At 66.6% G+C, this 13,461-nt stretch carries 6 protein-coding genes and 2 pseudogenes; 6 read left to right on the forward strand and 2 right to left on the reverse strand.

Going from position 1 to position 13,461, the window contains the following annotated elements; all coding sequences use genetic code 11:
• Positions 1–223: 223 nt before the first annotated feature.
• The 4 genes and pseudogenes from BMX65_RS26040 to BMX65_RS31720 all read left to right on the forward strand — a co-directional run bounded on the left by BMX65_RS26040 (position 224) and on the right by BMX65_RS31720 (position 7,569).
• Positions 224–640, forward strand: coding sequence for a MobC family plasmid mobilization relaxosome protein (locus BMX65_RS26040; protein ID WP_239502161.1), 417 nt, complete (start codon positions 224–226; stop codon positions 638–640).
• Positions 637–2,340: pseudogene (locus BMX65_RS26045) on the forward strand (relaxase/mobilization nuclease domain-containing protein); the annotation flags it as partial. The gene BMX65_RS26040 and the pseudogene BMX65_RS26045, both read left to right, overlap by 4 nt.
• Positions 2,341–5,857: 3,517 nt before the next feature.
• Complete coding sequence (locus BMX65_RS32585; RefSeq protein WP_143081887.1) at positions 5,858–6,619, forward strand: hypothetical protein; 762 nt, start codon at positions 5,858–5,860, stop codon at positions 6,617–6,619.
• A gap of 139 nt (positions 6,620–6,758) precedes the next feature.
• Positions 6,759–7,569, forward strand: a protein-coding gene (locus BMX65_RS31720) for an IS5 family transposase (RefSeq protein WP_239502162.1) whose coding sequence is annotated in 2 segments (ribosomal slippage) — positions 6,759–7,091 and positions 7,093–7,569 — 810 coding nt in all. Because the reading frame shifts where the segments join, the coding sequence is not laid out codon by codon here.
• Between the two features lie 186 nt (positions 7,570–7,755).
• Here the strand turns inward: BMX65_RS31720 and BMX65_RS26065 are convergent.
• Positions 7,756–8,432: pseudogene (locus tag BMX65_RS26065) on the reverse strand (FAD-dependent oxidoreductase); the annotation flags it as partial.
• A gap of 343 nt (positions 8,433–8,775) precedes the next feature.
• On the opposite strand from BMX65_RS26065, the gene BMX65_RS26070 reads away from it, so the two are divergent.
• Complete coding sequence (locus BMX65_RS26070; RefSeq protein WP_143081888.1) at positions 8,776–10,113, forward strand: sensor histidine kinase; 1,338 nt, start codon at positions 8,776–8,778, stop codon at positions 10,111–10,113.
• A 187-nt stretch (positions 10,114–10,300) separates the two neighbouring features.
• On the opposite strand, the gene BMX65_RS26075 is transcribed toward BMX65_RS26070, so the two are convergent.
• Entirely contained in the window at positions 10,301–10,957 is a 657-nt protein-coding gene (locus tag BMX65_RS26075; protein ID WP_177214349.1) for a response regulator, read from the reverse strand.
• Positions 10,958–11,520: 563 nt separating this feature from the next.
• Between BMX65_RS26075 and BMX65_RS26080 the strand changes: the two genes are divergently transcribed.
• Entirely contained in the window at positions 11,521–13,425 is a 1,905-nt protein-coding gene (locus BMX65_RS26080) for an FtsX-like permease family protein (RefSeq protein WP_079172092.1), read from the forward strand.
• The last annotated feature ends 36 nt before the right edge of the window (positions 13,426–13,461 follow it).

Consider the following 13,461-nt stretch of genomic DNA (forward strand, 5'->3'; position numbering starts at 1 on the left):
CGGACGGACGGCCCCTGGCGGAGCCAGTAGTACCCCGAGTCCGACTCAAGGCCGGTCTTCGGGGGTCTCCGCCCCGGGGGTGGCGGAGACGGCCCGACGCCAGGGGGCGCCGGACCAGGAGGTCGGGGCCGAGGGCAGCCCCGATCCGGACACTCTGCACACTGTCCAGCAGCAGATTCTCCGCCCCGAGTCCGCAGCCACCCCGGCGGCCGTTGAGGGAGACGTGCAGAGCGTTCAGCTGGCGATCCGTCATTTCAGCGGCACGAAGCGGGCCTTCCGTGTCGGTCCGATGCGGTTCACCAGCGACGAGCATGTCAGGCTCCAGGAGGCCGCCGCCGAGCACGGCTACAAAGGGGAGTCCGGCTTCGCCGCCGACTTCGTCCTCGCCTTCATCAGCGGCCGGTTCACGGCGAATCTGCCGCTGTCCGAGGACCGCCGCTGCACCCATATGTTCCGTGCCCAGGTGCTGCGCGAGCTCAACCGCATCGGCGTCAACGTCAACCAGATCGCCCGTGCCCTCAACAGCGACCTGACTCCGCCCGACATCCGTCACCGTCTCGGCGAGCTGGACCGCCTGCTGGAGCTGATCGCCGAGGCCCTGCGTGAACCCGACGGCACCAGGAAGGACCAGGCCGCGTGATCGCCGCCATCAAACCAGCCGGGTCCAACACCCGTGGCCTACTCGCCTACCTCTACGGCCCCGGCCGCCACGACGAGCACACCGACCCGCACATCGTCGCCAGCTTCGCCATGCTCGGCATGCCAGACCCCGGCCGTGACCAAGACGCCACCCTCACCCAGCTCGCCCGCCAACTCGACGAGCCAGTCCAGCTTCGGAACAGCGAGTTCGGCAAGAAGGTCACCGACCATGTCTGGCACTGCCCCGTCCGCGCAGCCCCCGAAGACCGCAGCCTCTCCGACGCTGAGTGGGCCGAGATCGCCCAGCGGATCGTCGAAGCCGCCGGCATCGCCCCCGCCGGAGACGACCTCGGCTGCCGTTGGACCGCCGTACGCCACGCCGACGACCACATCCACATCCTCGCCACCACCGTCCGCGAAGACGGCCGACGCCCCAGGCTCCACGACAGCGGCGTCCGCGTCGGCGACGCCTGCCGCCAGATCGAGAAGGACTATGGCCTACGGCAGCTGAAGAAGGGCGACCACACCGCCGGACGTCGGCCCACCCAGGCCGAGATGCACAAGTCCGAACGGCTCGGCTGGGAGCAGACCAGCCGCGACTGGCTCCAGGACCGCATCCGCGCTGCCATTCCCCACGCCGGCAGCGCCGAGGAACTCCTCGCCTATCTCGAAGCAGACGGCATCGCGGTCAAACCCCGCCGCGGACCGTCCGGAGACCTCCTCGGCTACGCCGTCGGCCGACCCGGCGACCTCAACAACGACGGCGAACAGATCGTCCACCCTGGTGGATAGATCGCCCCCGACCTCACGCTTCCCAAACTCAAGGCCCGCCTCGAAACCACCGTGCTGGAGGAGCACCCCACCGCCCGCCGCGACCAACCGGCCACCCCCTGGCACCAGGCCACCGACGCCCTCGACACCCTCCACACCGAGATGGCCGACGACACTCATGCCCAGGCCCGCATCACCGCGCTCGGCGAACTCATCGAAGCGACTGCCCAGAAAGCCCCCGCTCACCTCCAGGCCGAACTCCGAGCCGCGTCACGAGCTTTCGCCCGTGCCCAGCGCTCCCAGTTCCGCGCCGAGAACCAGGCCGCCCACACCGTGCGCACCGCCGCGCGCGACATCGCCCGTGGCGCCACCGGTCCCGATGCAAGCGCCCTGGCCAGCCTGGTTGCCGCCCTCGTTTGGGCGACGGTCCTCGCCGCCCACTGGCACGAAGCGAAGGGCCACGCTCACCAGACTGAAGCGGCCCGTCAGGCCCTCCAGCACCTTCAGGCGGCAGCCGATCAGGCACTCACGCCCGGTCTCGACGGCCTCGCCACCCGTCAACCGAGCGAGCAGGCCCGCCGGACCCTCGTCCACGACCTCCGCGCCGCCATCCCCAACCATGCCGACCGCATCCTCACCGACCCCGCTTGGCCCGCCCTCGCCACAGTTCTCGCCGACGCCGAAGCCGGCGGCCACAAACCCCACCAGCTCCTCAGGGAAGCCGCTGCCAAACGCGAACTCGGCACAGCCCGCCAACCCACTCGTGTCCTGATCGCCTGCATCCAGCACACGAGCCGCAACCCTGCGCCGAGCCCCCGAGCCGAAGCTGCTCGCCGCCGCTCGATCACGACGCCCGCGGCCATCGGACACCAGGCCCGCGATCACCAGCCCACCGCGGCACCGACGACCGCCGCCGAGCAACGCCACCGAAAGCGTGGACAGTTACGGAGAGCTCCTGCACATCGCGCAGGCCGCAGACGAGTCCGAACGCCAACCAAGGCGCCGTCGGCCGAACGCCGTCGCGGGCCGGGTCGTGGCGCTAACCTCCTTCCCATGGAGTCCGTGATCGCAACCGTTGTGCAACGACTTGTGGAGGGGCCTGCCTTCCTTCTCCTGGGTCAGACCCTCAACGATTCTGGCGTCCCGATTCCACAGCCCATGCTGCTTGGCCCGGACGACGCTACGGTCTATACCACGTATGACCAGTCGTCAGCAGCACGGCCAGTGCTCGATTGGGTGCCGGACACCGCGGACTATCCGTGGAACGGTGTGTTTACCTCCCGCATCGACTCCGGGTTGCTCGATGTCTTCCAGAGGGATTGGCGTCGTGTGGTGCCGACTGCGCAGGCACAGGTCGGAAGGCACCCTCGGTCGGCGACGGAGCTGCACCTAAGACACCTCTTCGGCGGTTTGGGGCTGCCTGAGGAAGAGCGGCCGCCGGTTGGTCCCGTTGCCACTACTGAAGCGCGCGCCCGGGCAGCTGAGGTATTGACGGCCCTAGCCGACACGATCATCACGCCGCGAGGCATTCTAATCATTGACGGGTACGCAATTGACGACTGGCTGCGGCCAGAGGACCTCTTTACCTTCCTGACCCGGCTTCAAGCGGGGCAAGCCCACATTTTCTCCGCTACTGACGACTTGCTCGCTGACCCTTACATCCACGCCGCGCAGGAGCGCGGCGTACTAGTGGCGCACCGTGAGCCGTTCGCCAAGTTGTTGGCTGAGCTGGAGGAGACGGGACGGCTGCAGAGGTCAGCGGCCGGACGTGGGGCTCAGGGCGGGCGATTCATTCCGGTTGGTGACACCTTTGCCGAGGTTGACGTCGACACCCGGAATCGAGTGATTGGTGCGGCCCGGCCCGTCGATACCGACCTGCTCGAGCCGTTTGCATCTTCTTCATCCGCGATCCGATACGAGCGATTCCGGCATTTTCTCGGCACGGGTGAAGGGCAACCGCAATGGAAAGCCGTGGCCAGCGGCTACAACCTGCAGCGAGACTTCGAAACGAGACTGCTACAGCGGGTGCAATCGGCGCTGGAGGAACTGGGCCTGCATGAGCCGATTATCGTTGCTGGGCAGACGGCGACAGGTAAGACCATCGCCCTAACCGCGCTGGCGCTCGAGGTGGCGCGAACTGGCCGTGCGGCGGTGCTCCACCGTTCGGTGCGCGGTGAACGGCCGACCCTGGCTGACATCGAGTCCTTCGCGTCCTGGGCCGATCGGAGCCACAATCTGCCGACTCTGTTGGTGTGGGATGGCATGGTTGACAGCGATGAGTACTACCTGCTCCAACGCCAACTGGGATCGCGTGGGCAAAGGGTGGTCATCGTCGGCAGCAGCTATGCGCCGCCTGCATCCGCACGTAAGCGGAATAGCATCATCGCAGTCGACCCTGTACTCAGCGCCGCCGAGGGCAGCCGCCTAGTTCCTTGGTTGTCCTCGTTCGGTGTATCGGTCCCGAGCAACCAGGTCGACAAGCTCGACTCTTCGTTCCTCGCACTCCTCTATCTGCTATTGCCGGAGACGGAGTGGAGTTTGCGGCACGGTTTGGTCACCGAGGCACGGGCGGCGGAGGTCGGGCTCGAGAGGCTCTCGCGCACCGCGGCAAGGCATAGCGAGACGCGCCTCACAGCCGTCGCGAGAGCGCTGCAGGACGCAGGCGTGGACATCGGTGTGCTGCGGCCCGCCGAGCGACCGAATGCGGAGTTGATAAATCTCTCGTTCGAGGAGCGTAGCGCCGCTGAACAGATCACCTCCATGATTCTAGTTGCTGGCCGCCGCGGGCTGCGTATCCCGCTCGAGCTCTTGCTGCGCGTCCTGGGACGGGAAGGTGCGGACCGCCTGGTCGACCTCGTGAAGAACTTCGACATCTTCCGCTGGACCGAGGATGACAGCGGCGGTCAGTTCCTCGGCACTCGTACGCCTTTGGAAGCCGAGTTGCTTGCTCGGGAGGACCTGAACCTACCCACCGAAGTCGAAGTCACAGCCCAGTTGATCACCAACTTGCGACCGGAGTTGAACCGGTGGGGCGGCGGCGAGGTCCAGTTCATTGCGGACCTGCTGGATCGAATCGGACCGCAGTCCGACGACCGCCGCTTCACACCGCACTATCTCGAGCTTGCCGAGGCTTTCCGTGAATTGCGGCTGGCCCACGGCTACGCGCACCCCCGCATGGCATTGCTGGAGGCTAACCTCACCCGTGAGTACGTTAAGTGGGCGCAGCGGAGCGAGGCCATCTCACGCGAGGAGCGTCTCCGGCTGTTGCGGGACGTGCAGCGAATGCTGGAAGCCACGCTGGAGGACTCCGACCCATCACCGCACTCCCGGCTGAACCTGCTGGTGGAATTGGCCAGTGCCGAAGGGGCGCAGATCTACGAGCTGTCAGCGTCGCGGGACGAGGCGACATCCCCCCAGATCCTCGCGCTCATGCGAGACGTGACCCGGGTGGCGCTGCAGGCCCGCGCCGTGGATCCAGAGAATGTGTACCCGGTCGACGTCATCGCCTGGGCAACCAGAGATGCTGTGCAGTCCGGCACGCTGGCACCGGGCGACCGGCTTGGCCTACTGGCCAGCGCCCAGTCCTCGCTCGATTCTCTTGACCCCGGTGCGCTCAGTCCTAAACAGGCGGCCAAGTATGACGACCGGCATGTGGAGCTGGCCAGGCTTCTCGATGATCCGGTCATGGAGACCAAGCATCTGCTCGCGCTTACCGAGAACAGCGATCCGGCCGCGTACTACTTCCTCGCACTGCGCGCGGCCAAGGCAGGTGAGGATGGGCCGCAGGTGGCCGTCGAGACTTTGCGGCGCGCACCGAGCGAGGTCCGCTCTGACTGGCGCTGCTCACGGCTGCTTCTGGACTTGTTTTGGGAGTCGAAGGCTGGTCGACGGTTCCTGCACGGCGAACGCGAGGTAGTGAAATTCAGCGATGAGACCTGGACTGAGTGCCTGGCCATCGTGGACACGATTCCAGAAACCGTTGGCTACGACCGGTACCGGCGCGACTTCTTGCGGGGGTTGGCCTTGTTTCATCTCGGGCAATACCAGGCTTCGAAGGAGGCGTTCGCCAGACTCGATCGCGAGTCGCGAGATGTGTCCTCACGCATCATCTCCAAATACCTAGCCTCGCAGCCGGATGGCGCCGCTCAGACCTTCACCGGCCGAGTCCTGTCCGCCACCCCGGACGGGCGCCGCGGTACTGCCTGGGTCTATGAGCTGCACACTGAGGTGCGTTTCATTCCTCTGCGTTTCTCGATCTCCGACTATCGGAAGAAGAACGAGAACTTGCCCTCGTTCCACATCGCATTCAACATGCGCGGTGCGCTCGCCGACCCGATCACCGGCCGCCCCGGCCGCGTACCCCGGCGGTCTGCTGATGCGCGCTGAATGTGAAGAGTTCCGTACCCGTTGCACCACACTGGCTCGGCACCGTCAAATCTCGATCGGTATGACTCTGGACCTTTCGTTCCTCCCTTCATGGCCGGACAGTGTGCAGGACGAAGCTAGCTTCAAGGATCTAGTCTCAACGGCATACAAGTTGTGGTGGGAGACTTGGAAGCTGGATGTTCGATTCCTGATGGGGTATAGGACACAGGGCGGTGCTCGTGACTTCGACCTCCTGATCAACCAACTGCGCACCTCGTACCAGCACGCTGACGTTGGCAAGCAGGATAAGCAGGCCGAGTGCTGGGCTAAGGTGGCCTGTGGTGGTCGTAATCCGGCGACATCGGGTGACTGGATGGCGTGCGGCACCGTGCTGATGAAGACATTCAACACTGCGATAGGCGTGCTCTGCGAGACCATTACGCAGAATCGGAGCAATGCATTTCGTACTGCATGGCAGACCAAGGTGGCTGTGAGCGAAGAGGCAGTCGTCGTGCGGGTCGCGGCCGACCTCGGTATGAGACTGAATGATGGGTCACGGGGGTTCCACGTCAGTCAAGTGAAGCGGCGTTGGGCGGGCTACAAGCTGCGAAAGGGCGAAGCTGCCGACGACGTCTTGGCCGCGTTCGCTGAGGAGAGCCTCATCTCTCGGACCGGAAGGCTGCCCTGTAGTTACTTCGACGTGCTAAGTGAACTTAAGGTACTTGGTACGCCCCAGGCGGTTCCTGCTCTCCGCTTGGCTCATGCCGTGGCGGAACTTACCCGGGTGGTTGGCGAGTCCTACATGAAGCGACTCCATGAAGTGTGGGCGTTATTGCGTAATTGACCTGAACAGTCACCAGTCCTGGTCCCGTCCGCGCGGACGGTACTGGCGGTGGGTCAGTGCCTTAGAGCTCGTAACACGATCTTGCTGAATCGTCCTGGTGGGGCGTGACCGATCTGACGATTCGGCCGTTCGTGATGGTGTGAGCACTCGGCCGTGGATCGTCGACGACGACTTGTGGGCACTGATCGAACCGCTGCTGCCGCCGTGGCCGGAACGGTCGCCTGGACCGCGGCCGGTGTCGGACCGGCTCTGTCTCCAAGGCATCCTGTTCGTTCTCCACAACGACATAGCGTGGCAACTCCTGCCCCTGGAGCTGGGATTCGGCTCCGGCCAGACCTGCTGGCGTCGCCTGGACCGGTGGCAGAAAGCAGGAGTCTTCGAGCAACTGCACCAAGTCCTGCTCACGGAGCTGAACGCGGCCGGCGAACTCGACTGGTCACGTGCGTGCGTGGACGGCTCTCACATCCGCGCGAAAAGGGGGGGGACCCGACACCGGTCCGTCGCCGGTCGACCGGCGGAAGACGGGCAGCAAGCACCACCTGATCTGCGACGGACGCGGTACCCCGCTCAAGGTCATCACCACCGCAGCGAACGTCAACGACGTCACCCAGACCCTCGCCCTGGTCAACGGGATCCCACCCGTCGCAGGCCGCCCTGGCCGGCTCCGCCGCAGGCCCGACGCCCTGCTCGGCGACAAGGGCTACGACTCCAACCCGAACCGGAACGCGCTACGCAAGCTACGGATCCTGCCCGTCATCTCGCGCAAGGGCTGCCCGAACATCAAAGGGACGGGCAAGCTCCGCTACGTCGTCGAGCAGACCTTCGCGCTCCTCCACCACTTCAAGCGTCTCGCCGTCCGCTGGGAACGCCGCACCGAACTCCACGACGCCTTCGTCTGCCTCGCCTGCAGCCTGATCTGCTGGAGACGCCTCAAGAAGTCCCGCACATGATCGTGTTACGAGCTCTTAAGAACGGCGTCGATGTCACAAAGCGCGGTGTCATAGGGGCTTGCGCTCCCCATGAGTACTCCTCACTGCTGACTTTCTGCGTGCTCATTTCGGCGGCGTAGGTGGCCCAGCCGCTGGCCGAGAGACGTTGCCGGGCGACGGTGACGTCGGTGTGGAATAGGTCTGACCTCACTCGCTCGCGAACAGTCCATGAGTTTCCTCGGCACAACCCCATGACAGTGTCACGCCAGCACCGCCGTGCCCGTGGTTGTGCACGACCACAGCGCCGTCCTCCTGCTGGTCAGCCTCCACCCGGACCGTGGGCCGGGTGGGCCGGGCACCAATCCGATGTTCCAGAACGCGGGCTGCGGCAAGGCGAGGTTCGACCTCGGCACAGCGTGCGAGGATGCCGGCTGCCGCTTTGTCGTCGGAGGATAGGCCACCCTCTCCGTCGATGGCCGTGCCGCCCAGGACGACGGTGTCGCCGTGCGGGAGAAGCACAGCAGGTCCGGTGAGAGGCCGGTGTCCTCGGAAAAGAACTCGGTCAACCCTGGGTTGGTGACGACGACGTGCTGGCCGCGGATGGGCCGCAGGTCAGGGTCGGGGAGTAGATCCTTGGCACCGAGGCCCGTGCAGTTGACGATCATGGTGGCCGGGCCGGCGTCCGAGAGTGAGGCCAGGCGTCGCCGCTCGACTGTTCCACCAGCGGCATCAAGCCGATGCAGGAGGTAGTTGAGGTAGGTGGGCATGTCGATCAGCACCGTTCGGGATGATCTTGCAGGCCCTCGTAATGCGTAGGTCAAGGGTTCGATTCTCTTAGGCGGCTCCACGGTGAACCGCAGGTCAGGATTCTGGCCTGCGGTTCTTCGTTTCTTGGTCGCAATGCATGAGCTCGGGCATTGCGGACAGTTCTGGTGGCCTGCTTTTCGGCTGCGCAGCCTCGACGTTCCGCGGCCGAGTCCGATCCGGCTCACCGAGCGCACCATCGGTTATGACCTGGGTTTTCGCTGTTTCCGGCGGGCAGCGCAGCCGAGCATCAGGCGGACCGCGGCGGTAGGGGGGGGGCTGAACAGGGGGAGCGGCGATTCAGCAGGGTCGGGCGCGGGCCCGGCCTCTCAGCGGCGTCCTGCTTCTGTTCCGCTGTGCGTGGGCCTTCCGAGGTGACGTTTCCCTGCCGAGGTCAAGCGACGGGTACTAGGCTTCTGCCGTGTGACCAAGCAGACGGACTCGGGGAGACGACGGCGGGTTCGGTTACGAGGCTTCCTCTGTGCGCTGCTCGTGGGCGCGACGTTGGTGATCGCCGCCATGACGACAGAGTCGGTCGGGCCGCTCGTCAGTGGTTCCGGTGCGGTCTCGGTCATCGCCGCATGGGTGATGACAGTGTGGGGACCTCCGCAACAGAGGGTCCTGCTGGTTGCCCTGCCGGGAACCGCAGCGGTCTCTGTGATCGTCACTTTCGTCTATGAGGGCCCCGCCCGGTCGGATGCAGCGAACTGGTGGACGGCTGAGACGGTGGCGCTGATGATGCTGATGGCCGTCGGGGTGCGTCATGCGAGCATCCGGACGGCGATCGGCCTCGCTGCGCTGCTGACGACGACGATCACGCTGTCGCCCCTGCGTATCACCATGAACGTCGTCCCGCCCTCCAGCCGCAGCGAGACTCTGCAACTCTGCTTGATCTGGGCGATTCTCGCCATGGTCGCCATGGGTGTCGGCGCCTACTTGCGGAACCTGGACACGCGCAGCCGCGCCATCGCTGCAGCAGAGCGCCGTGCCGAACGGCTCAGCCTGGCGCGTGACCTGCACGACTACGCTGCTCATGACGTCACGGCGGTGGTCGTCCTCGTCGAGGCGGCGCAGGTAATGGCGAAGAAGGATGCGCGGCAGGCGCTGGAGCTGCTTCCCGAGATCGGTGCGGCGGGTGCCCAGGCTCTCAAGGCGATGGACCACACTGTTCAACTCATGGCCGAGACGCCGCCAGGGGACGATCGCGAGCGCACTCTGGGGCCGGCCGGGCGTCGGGAACTTGCTTCCGGCAGCAGCGGGGAGGAGGAACGATCAGTTCCGCCGTCGCGCCGCGGTCCACGTCGTGACCTCGGCGAACTCGAGCCCCTTGTCGCACGGTTCAACCGTACGGGCGCGCCCGAGGCGGTCCTCCTCATGGCCGAGGGCGCCACGGACGACATTCCGGCGGAGATCAGCAGGATGGGATACCGGGTGATCGTGGAGGCGCTCACCAACGTGCGCCGGCACGCCGCGAGCGCGTCACGGGTGGAAGTTCTCCTCCGGCGCGAAGGAGCGGATGACAGTTCGAGGCTGCGTGTGCAGATCACCGATGACGCGCAGCATCCAGAGGCCGAAACCGGGCTGGTCGAACGCGTGGCAGGAGCCGGAAGTACCGGTATCAGCAGTCTCTCCGAGCGAGTCGAGGGACTGGGCGGGAGGCTGACCGCGGGTCCTCGCGAGGGAGGTGGGTGGCGAGTTGCCGTCGTACTGCCGCTCTCTTCGTACAAGGCGCCCGGGGGATGCAATCTGCCGAATGGCTGATACCGATGGAAGCCCAGCCCTGACAGCCTGATCCGCATGTCTGAACGAACGAGGGGGCGGAACGTCTTGGCGCTGGCCGCGATGTGCTGCGCCCGCACTGGCCCGTCTGGGCACCGTGCGAGGGACGCGTTCGGTGGGATCCTGGTGGCGTCGGCGTCGGACCGGGGTCCCGCTGCGGAAGTGGAACCTACTTCTGAGCCATCAGACCGGACTCCCAGACCCATGCGGCGATGCCCACACGGTTCCGAACGCCCAACTTCTTCTGCAGCCGGGCCAGGTGGGTCTTGACTGTCCCCGCGGAGATGAACAGTTCGGCACCGATCTCCGAGTTGGTCAGCCCCTCCGCGACGAGTCGGGCCACTTCCTCTTCGCGTGACGTCATCGGTTCGTCGGGTCGGCGGACCGCTCGGCGCTCACGTCGGAAGCGGTTGAGCAGCCGGGTGGTGACCTCAGGGCTGATCATGGAGTCTCCGGCGGCGGCCGCGCGCACGGCCTCGACGAGTACGGCGGAACGGGAGCGCTTGAGGAGGAATCCGCAAGCACCCTCGCGCAGTGCTGTGTGTACGTACTCGTCGAGGTCGAACGTGGTGACGACGACGACGCGCACAGCCGGCATCGAGCGGGTGATCTCCCGCGTCAGTTCCAGTCCGTCCATCTCCGGCATCCGGATATCCGCCAGCAGCACCTCGGGCTCCAGGGAGCGGATCGCCATCAGTGCCGCGATTCCGTTGTCGGCTTCCCCGACGACCTGCAAGTCCGTCTCGGCTTCGAGGATCCGCCGGAATCCCATGCGTATGTCGGCTTGATCGTCGGCGAGAAAAATGCGCGTCGTCATACCGCTCATGGTGCCATGGTCGAGGGAGGCGGCGAGGCCGGGTGATTTCGTTCATTCCATGCATTGGTTTTGGGCAGGGTGCGGAATAGTGCGTGACCGTCCGAGCGTCCACGGTGGGTTTGGGGTGCGCAGATCAGGGTTAAAGCGGATGCGAACCCTCCGATTGGGGTCTGCCGTGCAGCGGTTGCCAGCTGCCGCGCAGAAATAGAGGATTGGAATCAGTGAGCGGACAGGTCGAGAAGTGGGAGGGTGCGTGGATCCCGTAGATGAGGCGTACATTCCCGTTGGTTCCACTTGGTGCAAGCTGTTGGATTGCTGCGAGGATTCCTCATCCCGCTTCCCGCCGAGCGTGCGAGAAAATTCGGACTCCTCTTCGCGCGCTGCGCCACGTCGTCCGGGGGCCTGGAGTTGGCTCAAGCCGCTGCCGATGCCGTGCGCCCAGATCCACTCGTTCCGAGAGGCCACAATGAGGGTGGATTCCTTGGGCTTCTCCCAGCCTATGTCCCCGCGGAGGACAGTGAACCGTGTCTGCGGCGTCTCGCGTCCCTAGCTCCCTTGCCGGTACGACGAGCATGCGTCACCTGTTCGTCTCCGAAGTGCGGGCATATCCCGGCAGAGTTGCCGGTGCGGCGCTGGCGTGCGCGATAACGGCTGCCGCGGTGGGCGCGTGCGCGCTGCTGTTCATCGGCGCCGGCCTGCCGGACTTCCCGGAGAACTCTGCGGCGGCTGACGCCGCCCAGGACGCGAGGAACCTGCTGTCGCTTCTGCTGTCCATGCTGCTGATGTGTGCGGTCGTCGTGATCGGCTCGACCGTCTCGCTGTGGACGGGGCAACGCCTGGCCCAGTTCGCCGTGTTGCGCGCCCTGGGTGTCACCGCAGGCGGACTGCGCCGCATGGTTGCGGTCGATGTGGCGAGTCTCGCCTTCCTCGCAGCCGCCGCGGGTGCTGCCGTCGGCATGGTGCCGCTGGCACACCTCGGGAAGGATCTGCTCGTGGAACGCGGGCTCTTTCCCGAAGCGGCGCCGCTTCCGTCGGGAGGACAGACGTGGTGGACGGCCGTCGCCGTCTGTCTCACCACGGCGGCAGTGGCGCTGCTGGCGGCCATGGCTGCCGTGTTGGCTGCAGGGCGGGTCAGCCCCGGGGCCCTGCTCAAGGACGCGGAGCTGTCCGGGGCGTCGTCCCGGAGCCGGATCCGGCTGATCACGGGTGTCGCCATGGCCCTGGCCCTGTGCGTCCCTCTGCTGTTCGCCATGGCGTTCCTGGACATCCCCGCGACGGTCAGGGGGGCCATGGCGCCGGGCCTGGCACTGGTGGTGATCCCCACCCTCGCAGTGCTCCCGCCGTGGATCGTGCCCGTACTGGTCGTCCCCGCCTGCTGGGCCATGCGGGGCCTGGACCGCCGCGTGGGCCGTATCGCCGCCGCCGGGCTGCGGGCCGATCCCGCGCGGACGACGGCCATGGCGGTGCCGGTGCTGCTGGCGGTCGGCGTCGCCGTGTCCCTGCTCGGCGCGGGCGCCACCATCGGTCGGGCGGTCGAGCGGCAGACCGGGGAAGGATTGCGTGCCGACGGAGTGGTCACCGCCGAGCCGGGCGGCCGCCTCCCCGTCACATCCCGGACGTTCCCCGGAGGGACGGCCACTCCCCTGGTGGCATCGGAGGTCACCGCGCCTCCCACGTCTTTCGACGACGAACCGGCGGCCACCAGCGCCTGGGGCGTGGACGGACCCGCGCTGGCCGACGTCGTGGACCTCGATGTGCGCGAGGGGCGTTTGGCGGACCTTCGCGACGGCGCCTTCGCGGCCGGAGCCATGCAGGCCGACGGGCATCACTGGAGCGTCGGCCAGAAGGTGCGGCTGACCATGGCCGACGGCTCGCGCCGGACGCTGACCCTGGTTGCCGTCTTCGAACGCGACCTCGCCTTCCCCGAGTTCGTGATCCCGCGTTCCACCGCGCTCGACCGCACACCGTCGCCGTACGCCGACCGCATCCTGCTCACGGGCCAGATCCGGTCCTGGCCGAAGGAGCCGGGCCAGAAGGTCGACTCCCGGGCCGGTTATCTGGCCGACCTCGCCCCCCGCAACCCCGCCGACGACCTGGCCTCCCGATTGATCGTGGCTGTCGTCGCGGGCTATGCGCTCCTGGCCGCCGCGAACACCTGCTCGCTCGCCCAACGCGACCGCCGCGCACAGCGCTCCTCCCTGCGGGCGATGGGGCTGGGCAGATTCCAGCTGCTGCGCTGCGTCCTGTACGAGGCGGCCGGTGCCACTGCGGTCGGCGTGGCTCTGGCCGCTGTCACGGCCGTGACCTGCCTGGTTCCGCTGTCCGTGGTGCTCAAGGCCGGCCCGGTGCCGGGCTTCGACGGGCCGTGGAGCGTCGGAGTGCTGGTCGCCGCGGCTCTCGCAGTCGCCGTTCCGTCAGCCGTCACCGCTCATCCGCTGTCCGGCGTCCGGAAGCAGTTCGCGAGGAGACCGGCATGACGGAGCGATACGGGGAGAAAGGAGGCAGTCGTGCGT

It is taken from the genome of Streptomyces qinglanensis, assembly GCF_900111245.1.
Taxonomy (GTDB): domain Bacteria; phylum Actinomycetota; class Actinomycetes; order Streptomycetales; family Streptomycetaceae; genus Streptomyces; species Streptomyces qinglanensis.

Coding starts and splice junctions, on each gene's coding strand:
- BMX65_RS26080 (WP_079172092.1), top strand. CDS start 11,521: ATGCGTCACCTGTTCGTCTCCGAAGTGCGGGCATATCCCGGCAGAGTT.
- BMX65_RS32585 (WP_143081887.1), top strand. CDS start 5,858: ATGACTCTGGACCTTTCGTTCCTCCCTTCATGGCCGGACAGTGTGCAG.
- BMX65_RS26075 (WP_177214349.1), bottom strand. CDS start 10,957: ATGAGCGGTATGACGACGCGCATTTTTCTCGCCGACGATCAAGCCGAC.